Source organism: Enterococcus sp. UD-01 (genome assembly GCF_044909655.1).
Taxonomy (GTDB): Bacteria; Bacillota; Bacilli; order Lactobacillales; family Enterococcaceae; genus Enterococcus_L.
The window spans coordinates 97,766-120,669 of the sequence record NZ_JBIYEU010000010.1 but is presented as its reverse complement, the minus strand read 5'-3'; the positions used below and the strand labels follow the sequence as shown (position 1 = coordinate 120,669).

At 37.4% G+C, this 22,904-nt stretch carries 22 protein-coding genes and 1 CRISPR repeat array; of the genes, 18 read left to right on the top strand and 4 right to left on the bottom strand.

Annotated features, from left to right (window positions below):
* Positions 1 to 374: 374 nt before the first annotated feature.
* The 3 genes from ABH902_RS10060 (at position 375) to ABH902_RS10050 (ending at position 3,041) form a co-directional block, all read left to right on the top strand.
* On the top strand, positions 375 to 1,088 hold the full coding sequence (locus tag ABH902_RS10060; RefSeq protein WP_404590586.1) for a winged helix-turn-helix domain-containing protein: 714 nt from the start codon (positions 375 to 377) through the stop codon (positions 1,086 to 1,088).
* A 369-nt stretch (positions 1,089 to 1,457) separates the two neighbouring features.
* A complete protein-coding gene (locus tag ABH902_RS10055) occupies positions 1,458 to 2,312 on the top strand; it encodes an HAD-IIB family hydrolase (RefSeq protein WP_404590585.1) in 855 nt (284 codons plus the stop codon).
* A gap of 33 nt (positions 2,313 to 2,345) precedes the next feature.
* Positions 2,346 to 3,041 (top strand): hypothetical protein, encoded by a 696-nt coding sequence (locus ABH902_RS10050; RefSeq protein ID WP_404590584.1) that lies wholly within the window; start codon positions 2,346 to 2,348, stop codon positions 3,039 to 3,041.
* 60 nt (positions 3,042 to 3,101) lie between these two features.
* Here ABH902_RS10050 and ABH902_RS10045 read toward each other — a convergent pair whose 3' ends face one another.
* Positions 3,102 to 3,860: a MerR family transcriptional regulator gene (locus ABH902_RS10045; protein ID WP_404590583.1), complete on the bottom strand. Its 759-nt coding sequence runs from the start codon at positions 3,858 to 3,860 to the stop codon at positions 3,102 to 3,104.
* A gap of 176 nt (positions 3,861 to 4,036) precedes the next feature.
* Here ABH902_RS10045 and ABH902_RS10040 point away from each other — a divergent pair, with 176 nt between their 5' ends.
* Positions 4,037 to 4,393, top strand: a complete 357-nt coding sequence (locus ABH902_RS10040) for a DUF1827 family protein (RefSeq protein ID WP_404590582.1) — start codon at positions 4,037 to 4,039, stop codon at positions 4,391 to 4,393.
* A 53-nt stretch (positions 4,394 to 4,446) separates the two neighbouring features.
* Here the strand turns inward: ABH902_RS10040 and ABH902_RS10035 are convergent, their stop codons facing one another.
* The 3 genes from ABH902_RS10035 to ABH902_RS10025 are packed head-to-tail and all read right to left on the bottom strand — an operon-like array spanning position 4,447 to position 7,705.
* The gene (locus ABH902_RS10035) at positions 4,447 to 5,622 is read right to left on the bottom strand and encodes an ABC transporter permease (RefSeq protein ID WP_404590581.1); all 1,176 of its coding nucleotides are present in this window, start codon (positions 5,620 to 5,622) and stop codon (positions 4,447 to 4,449) included.
* Positions 5,609 to 6,757, bottom strand: coding sequence for an ABC transporter permease (locus ABH902_RS10030; RefSeq protein WP_404590580.1), 1,149 nt, complete (start codon positions 6,755 to 6,757; stop codon positions 5,609 to 5,611). The genes ABH902_RS10035 and ABH902_RS10030 overlap by 14 nt, the downstream gene beginning before the upstream one ends.
* Before the next feature lie 15 nt (positions 6,758 to 6,772).
* Positions 6,773 to 7,705, bottom strand: coding sequence for an ABC transporter ATP-binding protein (locus tag ABH902_RS10025; protein WP_404590579.1), 933 nt, complete (start codon positions 7,703 to 7,705; stop codon positions 6,773 to 6,775).
* A gap of 123 nt (positions 7,706 to 7,828) precedes the next feature.
* On the opposite strand from ABH902_RS10025, the gene ABH902_RS10020 reads away from it, so the two are divergent.
* The 14 genes from ABH902_RS10020 (at position 7,829) to atpE (ending at position 22,583) form a co-directional block, all read left to right on the top strand.
* Positions 7,829 to 8,914 carry a sensor histidine kinase gene (locus ABH902_RS10020; RefSeq protein WP_404590578.1) on the top strand — a complete coding sequence of 362 codons (1,086 nt, stop codon included), beginning with the start codon at positions 7,829 to 7,831 and terminating at the stop codon, positions 8,912 to 8,914.
* A 15-nt stretch (positions 8,915 to 8,929) separates the two neighbouring features.
* Positions 8,930 to 9,562, top strand: coding sequence for a response regulator transcription factor (locus tag ABH902_RS10015; protein WP_404590577.1), 633 nt, complete (start codon positions 8,930 to 8,932; stop codon positions 9,560 to 9,562).
* 109 nt (positions 9,563 to 9,671) lie between these two features.
* Entirely contained in the window at positions 9,672 to 10,079 is a 408-nt protein-coding gene (locus ABH902_RS10010; protein WP_404590576.1) for a GtrA family protein, read from the top strand.
* A gap of 94 nt (positions 10,080 to 10,173) precedes the next feature.
* Entirely contained in the window at positions 10,174 to 11,646 is a 1,473-nt protein-coding gene (locus ABH902_RS10005; RefSeq protein ID WP_404590575.1) for a nicotinate phosphoribosyltransferase, read from the top strand.
* A 14-nt stretch (positions 11,647 to 11,660) separates the two neighbouring features.
* Entirely contained in the window at positions 11,661 to 12,488 is an 828-nt protein-coding gene (gene nadE / locus ABH902_RS10000) for an ammonia-dependent NAD(+) synthetase (protein WP_404590574.1), read from the top strand.
* 195 nt (positions 12,489 to 12,683) lie between these two features.
* A CRISPR array of direct repeats spans positions 12,684 to 13,802; the repeat unit is 33 nt; unit sequence GTCTCACTCTGTTTAGAGTGAGTGGATTGAAAT.
* A 136-nt stretch (positions 13,803 to 13,938) separates the two neighbouring features.
* A complete protein-coding gene (locus ABH902_RS09995) occupies positions 13,939 to 16,404 on the top strand; it encodes an HAD-IC family P-type ATPase (RefSeq protein WP_404590573.1) in 2,466 nt (821 codons plus the stop codon).
* Positions 16,405 to 16,490: 86 nt separating this feature from the next.
* A complete protein-coding gene (locus ABH902_RS09990; RefSeq protein WP_404590572.1) occupies positions 16,491 to 16,772 on the top strand; it encodes a (4Fe-4S)-binding protein in 282 nt (93 codons plus the stop codon).
* Positions 16,763 to 17,038: a GNAT family N-acetyltransferase gene (locus ABH902_RS09985; RefSeq protein ID WP_404590571.1), complete on the top strand. Its 276-nt coding sequence runs from the start codon at positions 16,763 to 16,765 to the stop codon at positions 17,036 to 17,038. The genes ABH902_RS09990 and ABH902_RS09985 overlap by 10 nt, the downstream gene beginning before the upstream one ends.
* A 113-nt stretch (positions 17,039 to 17,151) precedes the next feature.
* Positions 17,152 to 17,388 carry a preprotein translocase subunit SecG gene (gene secG, locus ABH902_RS09980; RefSeq protein ID WP_404590570.1) on the top strand — a complete coding sequence of 79 codons (237 nt, stop codon included), beginning with the start codon at positions 17,152 to 17,154 and terminating at the stop codon, positions 17,386 to 17,388.
* 271 nt (positions 17,389 to 17,659) lie between these two features.
* Positions 17,660 to 18,436: an alpha/beta hydrolase gene (locus ABH902_RS09975; protein WP_404590569.1), complete on the top strand. Its 777-nt coding sequence runs from the start codon at positions 17,660 to 17,662 to the stop codon at positions 18,434 to 18,436.
* Complete coding sequence (gene rnr / locus ABH902_RS09970) at positions 18,433 to 20,781, top strand: ribonuclease R (protein WP_404590568.1); 2,349 nt, start codon at positions 18,433 to 18,435, stop codon at positions 20,779 to 20,781. The genes ABH902_RS09975 and rnr overlap by 4 nt, the downstream gene beginning before the upstream one ends.
* A 17-nt stretch (positions 20,782 to 20,798) precedes the next feature.
* Entirely contained in the window at positions 20,799 to 21,263 is a 465-nt protein-coding gene (smpB, locus tag ABH902_RS09965; protein ID WP_154778259.1) for an SsrA-binding protein SmpB, read from the top strand.
* Between the two features lie 338 nt (positions 21,264 to 21,601).
* Positions 21,602 to 22,318, top strand: coding sequence for a F0F1 ATP synthase subunit A (atpB, locus tag ABH902_RS09960; protein WP_404590567.1), 717 nt, complete (start codon positions 21,602 to 21,604; stop codon positions 22,316 to 22,318).
* 43 nt (positions 22,319 to 22,361) lie between these two features.
* Entirely contained in the window at positions 22,362 to 22,583 is a 222-nt protein-coding gene (gene atpE / locus ABH902_RS09955; RefSeq protein WP_404590566.1) for an ATP synthase F0 subunit C, read from the top strand.
* Positions 22,584 to 22,904 lie beyond the last annotated feature (321 nt).

The following is a 22,904-nucleotide window of genomic DNA, read 5'->3' as shown; positions in this document are numbered from 1 at the left end:
TCAAGATATTCTTGAACAATCTGTAATTTTAATTCAAAACTGTACTTTGCCATACAAAAAAACCTCCAAAAGTTAGATTTTTAGGTCTAACTTTTTGGGGTCGGTACAAGCTTTACACTCTTTTTTCTTTTTTATAATCCGTCAAAAAATGGTCATTTAATTTTGATAATTCAATGATAATGCGAATTCTCAGATGTTTTCTTTTAAGTGTTACATCCAAGAAAAAAGTCAAAAAACCGTGCATGTTTCATTCAAACTTTAATGAGTGAAACATAATTCTATTATAAGCGTAAATAATGAATTTCAAAAATGTAAAGTCTGTAAAAAGAATAAAAAATTCAAAAGAAAATAAATAATATTGGAGGCATCAAACTATGTGTACCATTGGTTATATTTCTCTAAGTAACAAAATAGAAGATAAACACAAACAAACACTTGGTGTACTACAATGTCAAATTAAAGTGCTTGGAGCAGATAATTTGATGTTTGTACTTAATGAAGAAATAAAAGCGAATCGTTTACATTCGGTGATTATAGAAGATTCTGGAGTAGAAAACATTAATTGGACCTGTGAGACGATCATGAATTTTCGCAAGTATTCGGATATTCCTCTATGGATTTTACCGGTGAATGATATTAATAGTACCAATCGAATTGTCTATTTGCAGTTGGGAGCAGATGGAATTATCGGTAATGGTGGACAATTAGATGAATCGCTATTAATGATTAGGAATATGATGAAACGCTTTAGAGTTTCACCTAGTGAAGGAAAAACAGCACAAGAAATGCTGAGTGAGAATGCCGCTTTTCAGCTTATTCCTCAAAATCTAAGTGTTTGTGTGGAGAACAATAAAGAAGTTCTTTTAACCAAATTGGAATTTCTTACGATCGAATACCTGCATAAGCATGCGCGGACAACCAAAACCTATAAAGAAATATATGAAAACGTCTGGAAGGATTCCTATCAAAATAAAAAATATCGGGTTTCAAATTTAGTTTTCCATTTGCGTCAAAAGATCGAGCGCGATATTGAAAAGCCAAAATATATTATTACGATTCGCTCACGTGGCTACATGCTTAATATTTAAGGAAATAGTAAAAAATAGTTCTTCAAAAAAGCGCTTATATTCATATTAAGTAGAGAGCAAAAATAGGTCGTTGAGTTGCTTTGGATAGTAAAAATCGCTTGTAGAGCTGAATAGTCAAAGCACTGCTCAGAATTATGATAAGTAAATGAAATAGCGTATCAACAGCTTCTTGTAATGACTGTTGATACGTTATTTGTCTGTAAACGTTCCGAAAAAAGTCGCTACTAGAATATTAAAAACGGGAAGTGTTTTGCGCGTATTTTATTAAAAAATCAGTTTATTTTCCTTCGACAATCTATGCTATACTATTATTATTGTAAAATTAACAGCAATGTTTTGTACAATAGCATATTTTAAAAGGAGATCTAAATGAATATAGTTTTTTGTGACATTGACGGTACATTTCAAGAGCTTGGAGGCGAAGTGCCGCGCATTAATTTTGAAGCCATCTCTGCTTTACAAAATCAAGGCGATCATTTCGTTTTTATTACCGGCCGCGGGTACGACCAGCTGGCAGAATTAATGGCTCAACTAGAGAACGAATGCGATGTGATTTTTAGTAATGGCGGCGGCTTTAAATTAGTTGGCGCACCGATTAATTACAATCATGATTTATCCATTGAAGAATGTGAACGAGTATTGACTATTTTGGAAGAGCGCCAGATTTTTTATCATATTCATACAAATGAAGGTATTATTTTGAAATCGGTGGAACAATTTACGGACAACATAATAGCCTTAAGAAAAAAACTAGAACCGTTAGGCGCTCAAGGTCAGCAAATTATGGACTTTAAAGTACGTTTTTTTCAAGAGGAATGTCAGCATGTAACAGATCCGTTGGCTTATTTAAAAGAACACCCTGAAGTAAAAGTAATGAAAATTGAAATGATGGAAGCCAGCGATGACGAGCATGAGCGTTTGAGAGAGCTGTTAAGCAGTAATACCGCTTATGTCTTTTCTTCATTTATTCAATGTTTGGAGGTAGTCAATCCGAAAAGTAGTAAAGGCTATGCGATTAACGAATTTATGAGTAAGTTTCCGAATGCGGTTAGCTATGGAATCGGCGACGGCGAGAATGATTTAGCCATGTTGGAAGTCGTGGATATTCCGGTAGCGGTTGGTAACGCAAAAGAGATTGTAAAAGCACAATGCCAAAAAATTATTGGCGAGTGTATTGACGGCGGTGTCGGACAATTTATTTTCGACGAAATTATTCGTTCATAGAAGGCAACTTGTTTTAGAAAAAGGAGGAAGAACATGGAAGAGGTAAAAGAAAAAATAGAAGCGGATTTAACTTACTATCAATCAGGAATTCGTCAGTTGTATCTAAAAAGCTATCAAAGATATGCTTTGGCTATGCTAGTGTTGATGTTGTTAACAGGGTTAGGTATTGGAGCGTCAGCTTTGCTGCTGCGTGTACTTTTAATCGTCTTATTTTTGTTGGAGGCAGGTGTATTGCTTTATATTGTTCGTTTTATGCGAGCAGAAGCTTTTGAAAAGTATTATCAGACTATCGTAGAAGAGTTGCCAAAAACATTTCAAAAAATGCAAGACATCGAGCCACAGGAAGACCAGCAGGCATACTATTTTATTGAAACAGCAGAATCACTTGTTAAAATAAGGAAAAAGAATGCGCGAAATTTCCCCTCAAAAATTAGTCAATATACATTGCTGGTAGGCTACAGCAACGAGTTCGGCAAAGAGCAGCTGGAACAGCCGCTGCAATTTTTTTATTATGATATTACTCAAATGAAGCATGCGGACAGCTACAAAAAGGAAATGCTGAAGAATGCTAATTTTGCAGCCAAACGAACAAAACGTAAATTACAGTCTGCACTTATTACCATTATCATTGTGGCCTTACTTGGCACGGTGGTTTATTCTTATGCGAAAAGCTATTTTGAAGAGAAGCAACAGCCGCAGTATGAATATGAGTACGATGTTGAGGAATAATCAAAAAGTCCAGCCGGAAATCTCATCGATTTCTGGCTGGACTTTTTAGATTATGACGTATTATGAACGAGTGAAATGCTGGATGATGTGATTCAAAGTGACTGCTGCACCTTGACCTGCCCGCTCATCGTAATAAGCTTGAAAGCGTTCATCAGCAATGTACATGTCCCCAAGATTGCGATGAAGCTCAGGGGAGTACGCAGTGGTGAAGCTTAGCCACTCTTTGTGATTTAAAAAGACTTTTTCCGCATCCGCTGATTGATAGTCTTTTGTTAGTATGACATTTTGCAGTGCCTGGAACATTTCAGCTTCAGCAGCTTCCATTTTTTGAAACGCATCCTCTGATAGATTCAGCCATTTTTTATTAGCCCTTTCGACGGCTTCCTCGCCATATTTTTCACGAATTTCCGCGCCGTACATTTGTTCATTTTCAGCGATTTTTTCTTGCTTAAAACCTATAAATTTTTCTTTATCTGTCATCATTTCTGCTCCTTTTTGATAGCGAATCGTTTTTTCTACAGTTAGGATAAGATGATCGATCTGCTGTCGTTTGACCAGTAATTGCTGGTAATGCTTTTCCAGTGCCTGCTGAGGATCGAAATTAGGTGCATCTAAAAGTGCTTGGATATCTTCCAATCTCATATCCAACGAGCGATAAAACAAAATTTGCTGCAGCCGGTCGATTTCTTTGGTGCTATAGATACGATAACCAGATGAATTGATGCGCGCAGGTTTCAATAAATTGATTTCGTCGTAATAGCGTAGAGTACGTGAACTGATTCCGGAAAGCTCAGCCACTTTTTTGATTGTGTATTCCATCTGTTTCCCTCCTGTATGCTATAAGAATAAACCTTTCCCTAACGTGAAGGTCAAGCGTTTTTTGTACGATTATTTTTTAATTCAAAAAATGTAGGATTTACAAATACTCAAATAAGCGGTAAAATTTAATGTAAAGTTAAACAGACATCAAAATAAGCAGATAAGGAGCAAACTAGATGAAATTAGTTGAAACGCCTATTAATAAAAATTTGAATTTGGAATATTTTTACCCGAACATCACAAAATATGTTTTCGGTTCAAAAGCCATTAAATTTTTTAAATTATATGCTTTAGATCGTACACAGATTGTTTACGCAGATGCATTTGATAAAATTGATCTTATCATGATTAATACCAAAAAGAAAATCACTAAAAATGAAATTGATTTTGTGATAAAGAAATTATTGCACACAACCCGCGAAAACGTCACTGTTCAGATTGGTGTCAAAAATAAAATGCTGGATGCCGGCTTTACCTTTAACAAACCGAGAAAAGATATTATTGTGATTCAAAAAAATAACGATTCTGAATAGAAAAGAGCGATTGAACCAAAGGCTTTTTAGCTTTTTGATTCAATCGTCTTTTTTTAAATACTTGACTTCTTTAAAGAAAAATAAAAAGCTGCCCGTTCTTTATTGGTTAGAAGAGTTAAGAGTAAAAAAATCCCTGTAAAAAGGAGCAATATAAAGGAGTTAAAAAGAAATTCATCCAAGAATGCTTGATTAAACTGTAGCGTCTTGCCAATTAACGTACAATTTTTCATATACCAATACGTAGGAGTAAAAGAGGCGGCTTTACTAACCATTTCTGGTAAAATATCAGCTTGTACAAACACGCCGCTGATGAAGGCACTGCCTAAGATAAAGACATTATTAATCCCTGTGATCATATTTGAATTGCTGACAATCCTGCCAATGAAAATACTAAAAGAAACACTCATGAGAAACAGCAGCACAGTATTTAAAATAAAGTACAGTGTGGTTTTGCCAAAAGCACTTTTAGAGGTCAAGAGTACAACACTGACAAAAATTCCCCAAATAGCCAAGCACAAAATTAATTGAATTCCTAAATGCTGAATGGCAAACATGCGCTTTGATATAGGCGAGCAGCTGTTCCTAGTTTTAATTTCTTTACGATTAAAGGCCAAGCTTGCTAATGTAATGGCGCCAAAAATTGTCATGAAAAGGGTATACGATAAAACACCGAAGATTCGCCCGGCAGATTCCTGCCTCTTTAATTGTAGGTAGGAGGAATCAAAATGAACCGTTCCTTTTGTTTGTAAATTCTTTTGCGTCAATGCCATTAGTTCAGTTCCTGTTTTTGCGGGAAAGGCACTTTGGTAAAATTGATAGGTGGAGAGAAAATTGTTTAGCAGCGAATCAATGTAGACTTGGCTAAAGCTATCCGGACTAACACGTACAGGTAAGTTTGCTCTTTTTCTCTGTTCAATTTTTTCGGAAAAGGAAGCGGGAATTGTTACAACAGAGTCAACTTTTTTAAAAAATAAAGCGTCATCGACGGATTCTTGCGTATCTTTTATTGAGACCACTGTTAAAGACTTGGCTAAGTACGTTTCTAGGTGTTGAGCAAGTGCTCCATGATCTCGATTAAAAACAGCAATAGTCGGCTTGGATAATTGTTCAGCGGGTTTTCCGTAAGAAACCGAGTAAGTAAACGAGATAAACACGCTGATTGCTAAAGAGAGAATCAACGTGGCGCTATTTTTGTTAAAAATAGCGAAGGTCGCTTTAAAGACTGACATAACGGACTCTCCTTTCTAAAATGATGCTGACAGTAATAAAAATAAGCGTTAGGATACTTAAGCTCGCTAGGTTCCAGTAAAAGCTATTAAGCGTTTGATAGTAGTACAGCTTATATAGTGCTTCGCTGACTAAATTAACAGGATTGATTGCGTTCAGCCACGGAAGATATTCGCTCATTAAAAGTTTAATATCAGGAAACATCATTCCTGCCAAAAAGCTGCAGCACATTTGAAAGGAAACGGCGACAGACATTTTTTGATTGAGCGAGATGGGCAAGAGATTGCCAAGCAATGTTCCCAAAGATAGCGCAGTAATAATTGTTATCCCGCAAGTCAGTAAAATTAAAGGCCAGCGCTTCCCAAAATCTACGCCATAAACAAAATGACTAAAACCTAAAACAAAGAGAATTTCTGCAGCAAAAATGGTAAATGACGCAGTGATATTTGCAGTAACAACAAACAATTTATTTTTAGGAGAAAGACATAAGCGCATACCGTTGGCCGATTGATTGGCTTGTTCATCATGAGCATTCATAAGTCCCCAAAACATGCCGAACATACAGCTCATTCCAATTAAAGTAAAAAAGTAAAAGCTTTTCTGACTGCCCTTTGAAGCAGCCGGATGTTTAAGAGAAGTATAGTCATGTATTATGCCAATATTTTTAGTGAGGGAGCTGGCCAGAACCGCTGGATTTTCTTTTTGCAGAATAGCGAGGGTCTCAGCACTTTGTAAATAGGAATTCATGAATGAATCTAAGACATTTTGCTGAAGTCCTTTCCGATTGACTGTTAATGTCAGAGAGTGTTCAGTCAATTGATAATACCCACTGAGCCTATTTTTTGTCAGCTTTTGCTCTGCAGCTTTTTTCGAAAGATATTGTGGAGCAAATAATTTTTTATTTTGTGACTTTGCTTGATTGATTGCTTTAAAAAAATAATCAGCAGCTTCTGTTGGCACTGTTTCATCTGTCACAATCCCAACAGGAATTTTTTCGATGGTATCAAGTGAATCTAAGCCGCTAAACACAGCAGTAAAAAATAACCCCAATATTAAAGGAAAGGCTAAAGTCCAAAACAGCAGCACTTTATTTTTTAATTGAATCTTTAATCGATAACGATACAAATGCAAAAACATACAGAGTCTCCTTTCTTAATCGCGCAATTCTCTGCCGGTAATTTCCAAAAAGACGTCATTTAGAGTCGGCTGTTGTGTATAAAAATTACCAAAAGTAAGCTGATGCTGCTCAAATAAATGAAGGACATCTGCAAACACCGATTGATTCTTTTCAGTATAGAAAGTTGCAAAACCATCCTGATAGTCAATTTCCAGCATGCCCGGCAGTTCTTTTAACTGATTTTTTACTGTTTCGGGAAAAACAGGGATTTCTATGATAATTTTTTGATTCGCCTGAATCATTCCTTTGAGCTGCTCTTTGGTCCCTTGGGCGATAATTTTGCCTTTTTCAAGAATAACAATGTTGTTGCATAGCTGTTCAACTTCTTCCATGTAATGTGTTGTATAAATGATCGTGGCACCTTGTCGATTCAATTCTTTGATGCTGTCCAGAATTTTATTGCGGCTTTGAGGGTCAACTGCAACAGTAGGCTCATCTAAAAAAATTAATTCGGGCTTATGAACAATACCGCAAGCAATATTTAGACGCCGTTTTAACCCGCCGCTCAGTTTTTTTGGCAGGAACTTTTTGAAATCCTCTAAACCTACTAGTGAAATGACATCGCTTATATATTGTTTTCGGCACTTTTTATCTTTAATATATAAGCCGCAATAGTAATCAATGTTTTCGATAACAGTGAGCTCATCAAAAACCGCTACTTCCTGAGGAACAACCCCAATGCGTTTTTTTAGATCATAGCGATTCGGAGTCATCACTTCTCCAAAAAGCTTGATTTCTCCCTGCTCATATGAAAGTAAAGAAAGCATGCAATGAATCGCAGTCGATTTTCCGGAGCCGTTTGGACCTAAGAGACCCAGAATTTCGCCTTGCTTCACCTCTAAACTGAAATGATCTAAAGCAATTAAACTTCCATAGCTCTTTACCAGATTGTTTATCTCAATTACCATATCAAAATCTCCCTTTTTTCTTTATAATAAAACTATAGCGAAAGTTAAAAAGGAAAAGAAGTGAATATTTTCCCTAATTAATATGACATTTGTCATATTGCACTGGTGAGATTGGAGGAGAAGATGGGGATTAATGTAAGAAATCGCTTATTCGACAAGGTTTTTTTGCTCATTCTCGGTATCTTGCTTTTAGGATCCGAGTATGAAAGTCAGAGCATCGTTTTTGTTTTATTGCCGATTTTGATGAACTTATTGATCACTTTGAGTGGGCGCCCGTCACTTTCATTTGTTGGTACAGCTTGCATGCTTTTACTAAGCTTTCGTTGGCCGGAATATCTGTATTTTGTACCAATTTTCTTTTATGATGGCGTTGCAGCTGATAAGCGAATAATTAGTCTAAACAGTAGCTTTATTTTAGTAGTTTTACTATTTCAGAAAAATGAACCTATAACGATAAAATTAGCTGTAGGCTTCTTTTGTCTTTTAGCAGGATATTTTGCTTATTCGTGGCTGCAAAATACCGCTGCAAACGATGAAATTTTAAGATTAGTAAAAGAAACCCAAGAGAAAAGCTTTTATTTGAAAGTTAAAAATGACACATTACTGGAACAGCAGGAAACAAAAATTCATTTAGAGCTTTCGGACGAGCGTAACCGTATTGCCAGAGATATTCACGATAACGTTGGTCATTTATTATCAAGTGCTTTATTACAAACAGCTGCGATCAAAACAATCAATGAGCAAAATCAATTAAATGAACCGTTGGAGCAATTACAGACAACTATTACAGAAGGAATGAATAGTATCCGTAAAAGTGTGCATAATCTTCATGATGAATCCGTCAGTTTGTCATTGGCTTGCCAAAACATTTTGCGAACCTTTACCTTTTGTCCTGTGGTGCAGTCTGGCGAATTTCCCGAGTATATGGCAAAAGAATACAAATTAGCCTGTATTATGCTTATAAAGGAAGCTTTAGCAAATATCATGAAGCATAGCAATGCTGAACAAGTGACGATTGATTTTAAAAATTATCCCGGTTTTTATAAATTGACAATTGCAGATAACGGAACGAAACAAACACAAACAGCGCCAGATAAAAATGGGTTAGGTTTGATAGGCATGCAGGAACGAATGGAAAAAATAGGCGGCAAGCTGAATTATCAGCAAAAAGCGACGGGTTTTTCCTTGATCGCAATTTTGCCCAAGTAAAGGAGTAACAAGTAAATGATACGGTTAGTGATTGCAGATGATGATTTACTGGTAACCACTTCACTGAAAACCATCGTGGAAGCCAGTGGAGAAATCGAGGTTGTCGGAATTGGAAAAAATAGCCAAGAAGCGATAAAGCTTTATGAAGAAGCTCAGCCAGATGTTGTGCTGCTGGATATTCGAATGGGTGAAAGTACCGGATTGGAAGCTGCGGTAACTATTTTATCAAAAGATAAAACAGCCAAAGTATTGCTGTTAACGACTTTTTCAGATGATGAATACATAGCTGAAGCATTACGAAGCGGTATTAAGGGCTATTTATTGAAGCAAGATCTGGCCGCGATCGTTCCATCCATTAAAGCTGTGAATAACGGACAATCAGTTTTTGAAGGTAGTATTATTGAACGGCTGCCGGATCTGTTGCAAACGAAAAATACGGATAATTTGAAAGCTTTTAATTTAAATGAAAAGGACTATTCGATTCTTTCATTAGTGGCAGAGGGGTTGAACAATAAAGAAATTGCCGAACGCTTATTTTTAAGTGAAGGAACAACACGCAATTATATTAGTCATTTATTGGAAAAATTAGAGCTTAGAGATCGCACCCAACTAGCTGTTTTTTACTACAAAAATATTTACACTAGCTGACGGCCTGTTTTCAGAGTTTTTCATTAATTTACAGCTTTATCTGAAAATCAGTAGGTTTTCCAGACTATCTTTGCTAAAATAATAATGACAAGTGAAAGGAAGATTGTAAGTGAAAAAACTGTTTCAACAATATCAGGAAATGATCAGCTATTTGTTTTTTGGTGCCGCAACAACCTTAGTAAATATGGGTGTTTTCTTTATTTGTACAAATCTTTTTGCTATTGATTATAAAATAAGTAATGCGATTGGCTGGTTTTTATCTGTTCTATTCGCCTTTTTTACAAATAAGTATTTTGTTTTTTCAAGCAAACATGAAAATATCGGCGGTTTTCTTAAAGAGATGTTGCTGTTTTACTGGTATCGCGTGCTTTCTTTTGTGATTGATATGGGCATGATGATCGTAATGATTGATTATCTGCACATCTCTGATTTTTGGGCAAAATTAATTACGCAAGTCGTAGTAATTGTATTGAACTATTTCTTCAGCAAGTTTTTTATTTTCAAGAAAAAAGTATAGAAAAACGCAAAGAGTGCAAATTACGCTTAAATAATTGAATCTTTGTTATAATAAATAATGAGTTTACATGAAAAGAAAAGGATGGCTTAGTAAGATGCAAAAAGTTTATAGCGATGACAGTTTGGTGCTGCATACCGATTTATATCAAATTAACATGATGAAGACCTATTGGGAACTTGGGCGTGCTGATTTAAATTCTGTTTTTGAATGTTATTTTCGTGAGATGCCCTTCAATCATGGATATGCAATTTTTTCTGGATTGGAACGATTAATTCACTATTTAGAAAACTTAACCTTCAGTGAATCTGATCTTGCGTACCTTAGAGAAGTGGAAAAGTATCCTGAAGATTTTTTGACCTATTTAAAAAACTTTGAATTCAAATGCACTGTTCGTTCTGCATTGGAAGGTGATCTGGTTTTTAATAATGAGCCGCTGATTCAGGTAGAAGGACCTTTGGCACAATGCCAGTTGATCGAAACGGCGCTTTTAAATATGGTTAATTTTCAAACCTTGCTGGCAACAAAAGCGGCACGTATCAAATCTGTTATTGGAGATGATCCATTAATGGAATTTGGAACACGGCGGGCACAGGAATTGGATGCTGCAATTTGGGGTACACGCGCTGCTTATATTGGTGGTGCTGATGCTACCAGTAATGTGCGTGCCGGGAAAATTTTCGGTATTCCGGTCAGCGGAACCCATGCTCATTCCCTGGTTCAATCTTATGGAAATGATTATGATGCGTTTATGGCTTATGCCAAGACTCATAAAGACTGTGTCTTTTTAGTAGATACCTACGATACATTAAAATCAGGAGTGCCCAGTGCGATTCGTGTAGCTAAGGAAATGGGCGATCAGATAAATTTTCTAGGCGTACGTTTGGACAGCGGTGATATGGCTTATATCTCTAAAAGAGTTCGTGAACAACTAGATGAAGCTGGTTTTACGGAGGCTAAAATTTATGCATCCAATGATCTTGATGAAAATACTATTTTAAGTTTAAAAATGCAAAAAGCTAAAATAGATGTCTGGGGCGTCGGCACAAAACTAATTACGGCCTACGATCAACCAGCTTTAGGAGCAGTATTCAAGCTCGTGTCCATTGAAGATGAAAAGGGTCAAATGAAAGATACCATCAAACTTTCCAGTAATGCAGAAAAAGTTACAACACCTGGCAAAAAACAAGTTTGGCGGATTACACGTAAATCAGATAAAAAATCTGAAGGAGATTATGTAACCTTATGGGATGAAGATCCGCGTGAAGAGGAAGAAATCTACATGTTCCATCCGGTGCATACCTTTATCAATAAAACGGTTAGAAATTTTGATGCGCGCCCTGTACTGCAGGAAATTTTTGTAGAGGGAAAACGTGTATATGATTTGCCGACGCTTGATGAAATCAAGCATTATGCCAAAGAAAATCTTGATTCGCTATGGGAAGAATACAAACGTGATTTAAATCCGCAAAAATATCCGGTAGATCTTTCAACAGAATGCTGGAATCATAAAATGCGTTTGCTGGAAAAAGTGAGAGTGGATGTTAAAGCATTGAGTGAAGACAAATAATTGGAGGGTTCACCATGGAAACATTACAACAAAAAATTATTAAAGAATTAGGTGTAAAAGCAGTTATTGATCCTGAAGAAGAAATACGTGCAAGTATTGACTTTATGAAAAGCTACTTATATAAACATCCTTTTTTAAAAACTTTTGTTCTTGGTATCAGTGGGGGACAAGACTCGACATTAGCAGGTCGCTTGGCTCAGCTTACCATGGCTGAAATGCGTGCAGAAACAAAAGACGAAGCCTATCAATTTATTGCTGTCCGTTTGCCTTATGGCAAACAAGCGGACGAGGCGGATGCAAACAAAGCCTTGGCCTTTATTCAGCCAGATGTATCGTTAAGCGTGAATATTAAAGCAGCTGTCGATGCCTGTGCTGATTCTTTAGAAGAAGCGGGTGTAGCCATTCATGATTTCAACAAAGGAAATATGAAGGCGCGCCAACGTATGATTGTGCAATATGCAATCGCCGGAGAAAAATCCGGTGCTGTTATCGGTACCGACCATGCAGCAGAAAATATTACCGGATTTTATACGAAATACGGAGATGGCGGAGCAGATATTTTACCGTTATTCCGTTTGAACAAACGTCAGGGGAAAACTCTATTGAAGGAACTAGGCGCACCAGCTGAATTATATCTGAAAGTACCAACCGCTGATTTGGAGGATAATAAACCTTTAGTCGCGGACGAAGTTGCTCTGGGTGTCACATATGATGATATTGACGATTATTTAGAAGGAAAAACAATTACACCAAAAGCGCAAGAAACGATTGAAGGTTGGTATCTAAAAACGCAACACAAACGTCATATGCCGATTTCAATTTTTGACGATTTTTGGAAATAAATAGTTAGATTTATAAAGATAATTGCAGGTGCGAACCCTAAGTGCACATAAAAACACTGAGGGATTCGCACCAAATGAACAGTGAAAAAAGCTTATTTCGGACTTTTTTCTAATTTAATTTTAATCTTTTGCTGTTTTTTGATGGGAAAGGAGTGATTAGAAGAGAATTCGATCGAAATAGCGCCTTTTTTCACAGTCTCACTCTGTTTAGAGTGAGTGGATTGAAATCTACATGATCCAATATGATCGCTTGTTTATTCGGTCGTCTCACTCTGTTTAGAGTGAGTGGATTGAAATCGCAGTTCCTACGCCACCACTACTAATGTTTTCGTCTCACTCTGTTTAGAGTGAGTGGATTGAAATCTTATGATGAGGACACTTGCGAAATCCAAGTACGTCTCACTCTGTTTAGAGTGAGTGGATTGAAATATCTTATATCTCCTTCCTTTTTTATTTTGAGTCCAAGTCTCACTCTGTTTAGAGTGAGTGGATTGAAATCCTGATATGCTTGTACGTTTCACACTGCGCACTAACGTCTCACTCTGTTTAGAGTGAGTGGATTGAAATGTTCTCCTTTCTATGCTGACTGTTTTGTATCTTTTTGTCTCACTCTGTTTAGAGTGAGTGGATTGAAATACTTTTAAAAATATCCGAATTCGATGAAAAAATTGTCTCACTCTGTTTAGAGTGAGTGGATTGAAATCGCGATTATATCCTCTGTTCCTGACATTTCATCATGTCTCACTCTGTTTAGAGTGAGTGGATTGAAATGTTGTAGAGACGACAAACGAGTCCTTAGTTTGCGGTCTCACTCTGTTTAGAGTGAGTGGATTGAAATATTATGGCAACAAAATATTTATAGAGGTGATTTAGGTCTCACTCTGTTTAGAGTGAGTGGATTGAAATAATTTGAGAAACATAAACAATTTGTGCTTAAAAATGTCTCACTCTGTTTAGAGTGAGTGGATTGAAATTTATAAACTTTTGAAAGTCTTTGACTTGATTCATTGTCTCACTCTGTTTAGAGTGAGTGGATTGAAATACATCACAACAAATACAGAAAGGACTAGACCAATGCGTCTCACTCTGTTTAGAGTGAGTGGATTGAAATATTTATATGGCTCGTGGTGGAGGTAAAAACTACTTTATGTCTCACTCTGTTTAGAGTGAGTGGATTGAAATATGATAATATTTTTTAATGTTGCCATTCTTACACGTCTCACTCTGTTTAGAGTGAGTGATTGAAATCATTTAAGCTTATTCACCTTTCATTCGTTTATAGACTCACTCTATTTAGAGTGAGTCTTTTCATTTTCTTTCTTTTTTCTCTTCCAACTGCTTCATTTTTTTTCAAATAATTAAAAAAAGTGTAAACTTAAATTAATAAATAAAATGAATTACTAAAGTCATTTACAATAAATGTAAAACAAAGTAAGGAGTGGCTGATACGATGAAGAAATGGTTTAGAAAAAAGCGGGATATTGACGAAGAAGTCGTTTCAGCAAGTAGCACCACATCAACTGTAGAAGCTGATACTATTAAAATTCCTGAGACAATCAAAGGCTTATCGGATGCGAAAGCGCAGCAACTTTATGACGAAGGCAAATACAACAAAGAGGTAGAAGATCTTTCGCGTACAACGAAACAAATTATTTTGGATAATTCACTCACGTTATTTAATTTTATTAATTTATTTTTGGCAATTGCTGTTTTTTTAGTGGGTTATCCTAAAAATGCCTTGTTTTTCTGGATTATTATTATCAATACAGCGATTGGTGTGTTTCAAGAAATTCATGCCAAAAAAACGATTGATAAATTGTCCATCGTTAATAAAACCGAAGTAATCGTTTTAAGGGAAGATCGTTTGATAAAACTATTGCAAGACGAACTTGTTTTAGGTGATGTGCTAGTGTTGACACTCGGGAACCAAGTACCGTCAGATGGTAGAGTGATTTATGCTCAAGGATTGGAAGTAGATGAATCCTTATTAACGGGCGAATCCGATAAGATAATAAAACAAGTGGATGATATGGTAATGAGTGGAAGTTTTATTACTTCAGGCTTGGCTTTTGTGAAAATTACTACGGTTGGTGAAGATAATTTTGTGTCTAAATTATCCAAAGAAGCAAAAACAGAAAAGAAGTCGACTTCGGAATTAATGAATTCTCTTAATCTTTTAATCAAAGGGCTTACTTTTGCGATTGTTCCCATTGGAATGCTGCTTTTTTGGTCGCAGTATCAATCAACGCAGTCATTTCCAAAAACGGTATTAGGGGTTTCTGGTGCGTTAGTGAGTATGATACCGGAAGGACTGATGCTGTTAACCAGTGTCGCTTTTGCGGTAGGAGCAGCGAATTTGGCACGTAAGCAAACGTTGATTCAGCGTTTGTCCTGCATAGAAACCTTGGCACGTGTTGATACTATTTGTCTAGATAAAACAGGCACGATTACAGATGGAACATTAACGTTTAAAGAATTAATTCCTCAAGCGGGCTTTCCGGCTAGTGAAATTGAGCGAGCAATGAGTGAAGTCATGGCGGTACTTTCGGATCAGAATGCAACAGCTAAAGTACTGCGGGCACGGTTTCCCCTTGCGGTCAATCAATGGCAGGTAAAAGAAAGTGTTCCTTTTTCGTCTGAGCGTAAATGGAGCGGAGTAAGTTTTGCAGAAAAAGGCTCTTTTGTCATGGGTGCACCTGAATTTATTTACGCAGAAATGCCGGAACCATTAAAAGAATTGCTGGCACCTTATAATGAGCAAGGGGATCGTGTGCTGATTTTAGTTCATTCAAAGGAAGCGTTGACGGCACAGCAATTACCGAGTCAAAAGGAAACAGTTGCTGCTTTCATTATTGCGGATACATTGCGTGAAAATGCGGTTGACACGTTTTCTTATTTTGCAGAGCAGGATGTGACGTTAAAAGTTATTTCCGGGGATAATCCAATCACTGTTTCAAAAATTGCCGGTCAGGCTGGAATCGCCGGATCTGAAAACTTTGTGGATATGAGTCGTGTCAGTGAGGACGTTGATTATAATGAATTAGTGGAAAAGACGACCGTTTTTGGTCGCGTCACGCCTTACCAAAAGCGTGAGCTAATTCAGGCGCTTAAACAAAATGGACATACGACTTGTATGACTGGGGACGGGGTAAATGATATTCTCTCCTTACGTGAGGCCGATGTTAGTGTAGCAATGGCCAGCGGAAGTGACGCTGCGCGAGCGGTGTCAGATGTTGTATTGTTAAATTCAGATTTTAGCTCGATGATTCAAGTCTTGAATGAAGGTCGGAGAGTCATTAACAATATTGAACGAGTGGCATCCATGTATATGGTCAAAACGATTTATTCCGCTATTTTGGCAGTGACCTTTATCTTTCTACTTTTGCCTTATCCGTTCGCTCCTTTACAATTAACGCCGATTAATACGCTGACGGTGGGGATTCCATCCTTTATTTTAGCGTTGGAGCCAAACTATCAACGGATCAAAGGACATTTTTTAACCAATATTTTGCGGATTTCTGTGCCTGGTGCTTTAACGGTTGTGCTGAATATCTTAGTTTTACAGCTTGCCGGCCAGTGGTTTGACTTGTCTCATCAGGACGTGTCAACCATGTGTGTCTTATTAACGGGCTGTGTTGGCTTTTTGGTTTTGTTAAAAGCCGCGCGACCGCTCAATCTGAAAAAGCGATTGATGATTGGGCTTTTGGTTTCTGCCTTTTTAATCTGCTTTATTTTTGCAGGAGACTTCTTCATGTTGACGTCATTGTTTTCAAGAAATGTATTCTTTTATCTGCCGTTGATTTTAGGCAGTCGCTCAATTTTTAACTATATCTCATTGTTTATGACACGAGCAGTGTACGAGTTTGATAAGAAAAAAGAACGTAAAAAACAAAAGCATAAACGACGTGTCATCTAAGCAAAAGTCAAATTCATTGAAGATTTAAAAGGATATTGCTAAAATAATAATAAAAAAACATATGTAATTTTATGGAGGGTAACTAAATGGACGGCAATCAAATCAATGGGAAAAAAGTAACAGAAGAGCTATTAGTAGCAAAAGGCTATAAAAAATATCATGGCGCAGATTTGGATATCTATTATCACAAAGACATCTGTGCCCACATTGGCAATTGTGTCCGTGGGAACCCGAATGTATTTGAAGTCGGCAGACGTCCCTGGATTATTGCGGATAATGGCGGTGTGGAAGACGATATTCGTGTCATCAATTCTTGCCCCAGTGGTGCTTTAAAATACATTAGAAAGGATGAACCTGCATGCAAATAAAAGAAGAAGAAAATCGTTTTGCTTTGTACAATGATGAAAATCAGGAAATTGGAGAGATGACTTGGTCAAATGCTGGCGAAGGCATGATGATTATTGATCATACCTTTGTAGATCCTGCCTATCGAGGACAGAAATTAGCAGAAAAGCTTGTTTATAATGGCGTAGAAAAAGCACGTAAAGAAGGGAAAAAAATTATTCCGTTATGCCCATTTGCTAAAAAGGAATTTGATACAAAGCCTGAATATGGTGATGTTTTAAGAAAATAGCACGACAGTGATTTGTCGGAGTTTTTTGTTAAAAATTTGAATTCACTGGCATTTGCAATAGAAATATGCTAAAGTGTAATAGATGTATTTTGCGAATAAAGGAGAATTGAACGATGTATAATTTTATTTTAGCTGTCGTAATCATCCTATCTATTGTGATGGTTATTGCCGTTATGATGCAGCCAAGCAAGCAAAATAGTGCCGCAAGTGCGTTTACCGGCGGGGCAGACAAGCTGTTTGGTAAACAAAAAGCACGTGGCTTTGAAGCTGTTATGCAGCGCGCAACTGCTGTTATCGGTGGCGTTTGGATGCTTTTACTATTTATTTTAGTGTTATTATCATCAAAATAAAGATAACGAAAAAAGCGGTGAGGAAACACGTAAGATCGCGCAGCAATCTGAATGAATTCGCAATTGATGAATCATCAATCTAGTGAAGCACATTCTTTTCGCTGACTGTTTTAACCTTGCGGATTTTTCGGTATAGGGAGTGAGCAAAAGTATTTTACTTTTTCGTCACTTCCTTTTTTTGTGTCGTGATTTTTGACCACAAGGACTGTAAGCATAGGCCTCTTTCTTTTCACAAGGTTTTCAGTAGATAATGTGCTAAAATGAAAATGAGGTGAATAATGAAGTGAAAATAATTAATCTACCTAAACCATTGTTCTCTGAAAATGGTTCCCGAGCAGTTTTGCTGCTGCACGCCTATTCCGGCAGCAGTAACGATGTACGCATGTTGAGCCGTTCTTTAGAAAAAGCCAATTATACAGTCTATTCTCCCAATTTTTCTGGTCATGCAACCTTTGCTCCAGAAGATATTTTGGCTAAAACAACGGAGGATTGGCGTGAGGATACGCTGGCAGCACTTGCGTTTTTGAAAGACAAGGGCTACAGTCAAATTGCTATTTTAGGCTTATCAATGGGCGGAATTTTTAGTATGAATGTTTTAACGGAACAGATAGATGGAGTTATCGGGGGCGGTTTTTTTTGCTCACCAATTTTCCCTGTAAAAAATAATGTGCCAGAAAATTTCGTATTATATTCTGAGAAGGTGTTAAAAATGGCGGGAGTTTCAGAAGCTGATCGACAAGAACGGCTGACAAAAATTAAGCAGCAGGCGCTTATACAATTAAAGGATATTGAGCAATTATCGTTACAAACAGCTGTCCATTTGGAGCAAATTAAAGTTCCAGTTTTTATGGCTCAAGCCGGTCAGGACGAAATGATCGATGCAACCGGAGTCTTCAAAACAGCAGCTGCCTTAAGCAATACACGTTATACCTTAAACTGGTATCCAAACAGCGGTCATGTGCTGACTGTTGGAGCTGATCATAAACAATTAGAACAAGACGTAGCGGCTTTTTTAAATACGTTGCCTTGGAATGAGGAGAAAGAATGACAAAACAAACAATTAAGGAGCAAATCCTGCTTTTCATGGAAAGCCAGTCAAAAAAGAGCTTTTCAATGGAAGAAATAGCCGAAGGACTAAAGCTCCAAAAAAGTAATGACTTTAAATTATTAGTACAGACAATTGCTATGATGGAACGGGAAAAATTAGTTGAATTTAACAAAAAAGGCAAGATTCGTCTGCCTCAGATGACAATGGCAATTGAAGGAACCTTCCGGGCAAATGAACGTGGCTTTGGCTTTGTGACGATTGATCCGGAAGAGGCGGATGTTTACGTTCCTAAAGAGGCTGTAAACTATGCCATGGATGGCGATTTGGTGGCTATTGATATCGTACAGCCGGCGGATCCTTTTTCAGATCGCGGAGCAGAAGGTCGTGTAGTGGCGATCAAGCAGCGGGCGATTACACAGGTTGTTGGCGAATTTATTGCCTATGACGATCAGGAAATAAAAGATACGGATCTTTATGGCTATGCGATCCCCAAAGATAAAAAGATGACCGGCCTAACGTTTAATATCGCCGCTCAAGGAATTAAACCAGTCGATGGAAGTATTGTTATTGTAGAAGTGACGCATTATCCTGAAAAAGAATATCCAAGAAGCTTGGAAGGAATTGTCAAAAAGGTGGTAGGTCACAAAAATGATCCAGGCATGGACATCTTGTCTATTGTCGTGGCCCACGGAATTCCAGCTAGTTTTCCGGAAGAGGTGATTGCAGCGGCGGATCAGGTGTCGGATACTATTTCAGAAGCTGATCTAAAGGGACGTCGGGATTTGCGCGATCAAGTGATTGTCACGATTGACGGTGAGGACGCGAAGGATCTGGATGATGCGGTTACTGTCCGTAAATTGGAAAACGGTAATTACTTTTTAGGTGTTCATATTGCGGATGTTTCTTATTATGTAACGGAAGGCAGTGTGCTGGATCAGGAAGCCTATGAACGCGGCACTAGTGTTTATTTAACGGATCGTGTTGTACCCATGATTCCGCAACGACTATCAAACGGTATCTGTTCTTTGAATCCAAATGTGCCTCGCTTAACAATGAGCTGCGAAATGGAAATTTCGCCGGAAGGCTTAGTAGTGAAGCATGATATTTTTCAAAGTGTGATTCAAACAACGGAGCGAATGACCTATACAGCTGTGAATGAAATTTTAGAAGAGCAAAATTCTGAAACGATGGCGCGCTATAAAAAGCTAGTGCCGATGTTCAACACGATGAAGGAACTTCATTCGATTCTTGAAACAATGAGAACGCGTCGTGGCGCTATTTCCTTTGAAGATCGGGAAGCAAAGGTAGCAGTGGATGAAAAAGGACATCCTTTGGCTATTTTATTACGAACAAGAGGTGTGGGTGAACGTCTGATTGAATCCTTTATGCTGGTAGCCAACGAAACAGTTGCTAAGCACTATAATGATTTAAAGCTACCGTTTATTTATCGGATTCATGAACAGCCTAAAGAAGAAAAAATGCAGCGCTTTTTTGATTTTGCAGCGGTCTTAGGCATTTTAGTAAAAGGAACGAAAACCGATATTACGCCGAAAGATCTGCAGAATGTGTTAATTCAAGTCGCAGATAAACCAGAAGAAGCTGTCATTAATACCATGCTGCTGCGTAGTATGCAGCAAGCGCGTTATTCAGAGGATAATTATGGACATTACGGTTTAGCTGCCGAATATTATACGCATTTTACCTCGCCGATTCGGCGGTACCCTGATTTAATTGTGCATCGCTTGATTCGTAGCTATAGTCAACCAGTAACTGAAACGCTGAAAGAAAAATGGGCGGAAACCTTGCCGGAGATTGCTGATCATAGCTCTAAAATGGAACGGCGGGCAGTAGAAGCGGAACGTGAAGTTGATGCAATGAAAAAAGCGGAATATATGGCGGATAAGATTGGCGAAGAATATGAAGGAATTATCAGCTCTGTGACACGCTTTGGTCTTTTCGTAGAATTAGCGAATACAATTGAAGGTCTGATTCATGTTAACAGCTTAAAGCAGGACTATTTCCATTTTATTGAAAATCATATGGCACTTGTCGGTGAGCGCACAGGAATGACCTTAAAAATTGGTCAAAAGGTCAAGATTAAAGTAGCGAAAGCAGATCCAGAAACCAAAGAAGTGGATTTTGAACTTTTAGAAGCGGAAGAAGTCGAACGTCTGGAAGCGCCTAAGCAAAAGAAACGCCAAAGTAATCGCAAAGAAGAACGTAGCAAGCGCAACAATGAATTTAAGGAAAAGAAATCCTTTAAGCAAAAGAAATACAAGAAAAAAGGCAAAAAGCCTTTCTATAAAGAAGTGGCTAAAAAGAAAAAAGGGAAAAAGAAAAAATAATAATTGGAGGATTGTGTATGCCAAAAGGAGAAGGCAAATTAATTGCCCAAAATCGTAAGGCCAGACATGATTACACCGTGATCGATACAATGGAAGCCGGAATTGTTTTACAAGGAACAGAAATTAAATCTATTCGAAACGGACGCATTAATTTAAAAGATGGTTTCGCCAGAATCCGTAATGGCGAAGCTTATCTCATGAATGTGCATATTAGTCCGTATGAGCAGGGAAATATCTTTAACCATGATCCATTGAGAACAAGAAAGTTGCTTTTGCATAAAAAGCAAATTGCCAAGCTAATCGGCGAAACTAAAAATACCGGGATTACGTTAGTGCCTTTAAAAGTTTATATTAAAAATGGTTATGCCAAAGTTCTGATTGGTTTAGCCAAAGGGAAAAAGCAATATGATAAACGGGAAGATTTGAAACGTAAAGAAATTGATCGTCAAATCAATCGTACATTAAAAGAACATTCACGCTAATAGCTAAAATTTATCATTTATTGCAAGAAAAAAATGAAGGAAAAATCGTCAATTTATTCTTTTTCGCATATTTCGTTTCTTTACTTTCTATTCTCTCAAAAATTTGATAGAGTGTAAGAAAACTGATGTGTTTTCATCGTTTTTTCAGTAACCAACCTTCATACTGATGAATGTTGATAGAATCCTTTTTTTGAAATGTTTGTCAATTCAAAATAAGTGTCCTATTTTCATAAATTCTTTTTGAAATTATTCGATGATGGTGGTATGATAACTGGTGGTTAAGAAGTCGAAGCTCTTTTGAGTTTCTTCTAAGTTTGGTGGAAAAGAGGTGAATGAATTTGGAAGAGAAGACACTACTCTTCAAGATTGGGCCAATTTGGTTTGACGGAACCATTTGTATGATGGTGCTGTTAACATGTGTTATTGTCTTCGGGATCGTTTATTTCTGCACAAGAAATCTGCAGATGAAACCCAAAGGCAAGCAAAATGTCATTGAATATATCATTGACTTTGTTCGGGGAATCATTACCGACAATATGCCAAGTAAAGAAGTATCAAATTTTCACCTGCTTTCGTTTACAATGTTTATGTTTGTCTTAGTTGCCAACATTATTGGTCTAGTTACAAAAGTTGTAATCGGTGAATACTCGTATTGGAAAAGTCCGACAGCGGATCCTTTAGTTACCTTGACATTAGCATTAATTATGATTGTATTGACGCATTTCTTTAGTGTCAGCCGTTTTGGTTTAAAAGGCTATTTCAGCAACAGCTATTTAAAACCGGTGGCATTTCTAATGCCGATTAAGTTTATGGAGGAATTCACGAACTTACTCACTTTGGCACTGCGTTTGTATGGGAATATTTTTGCCGGTGAGGTATTATTGGGACTAATAGCAGGCATCGTTTCAAGTGTAGGCTTATGGGCGATTCCACTAGCAATTCCTTTAGAGATGATCTGGTTAGCATTTTCAATCTTTATCGGTGCAATCCAGGCCTTTATTTTTGTAACATTATCAATGGTTTACATGGCTCATAAAATTGAAGTCGAAGAATAAAAATTATTAATTAAAACAACTATTTCTTAGGAGGAAATCAAAAATGGATGGATTAAATTATATTGCAGCAGCAATCGCAATTTTCGGGGCAGCTCTAGGAGCCGCTTATGGTAACGGACAGGTAATCTCAAAAACAATCGAATCAATGACTCGTCAACCAGAAATGTCAGGACAATTAAGAACAACTATGTTTATCGGGGTAGCATTGATTGAAGCGGTTCCAATTCTAGGTGTAGTTATTGCCTTGTTACTAGTGTTCAAATAATTTTTAAGAAGGCAGGACGCAAAGTTTTATAACACAACGTCTCTGCTTTCTTTACTGTGAAACACTGCGATTGCCAAAGGCAGAGCAGATGTTGAACAGTACTTGTCGAACGAAGCGAGAGAAGTAACGCGACGGAAACACTGCGATTGCCAAAGGCAGAGCAGATGTTGAACAGTACTTGTCGAACGAAGTGAGAGAATTAACGCGACGAAAACCCAGCGACTGTCAAAAGCAAAGCAGCTGTTGAAAAATACTTGTCGAACAAAGCGAGAAGTGACAAGTATCAAACTCCGCCAAAAAATACAGACCAAGCAATGAATA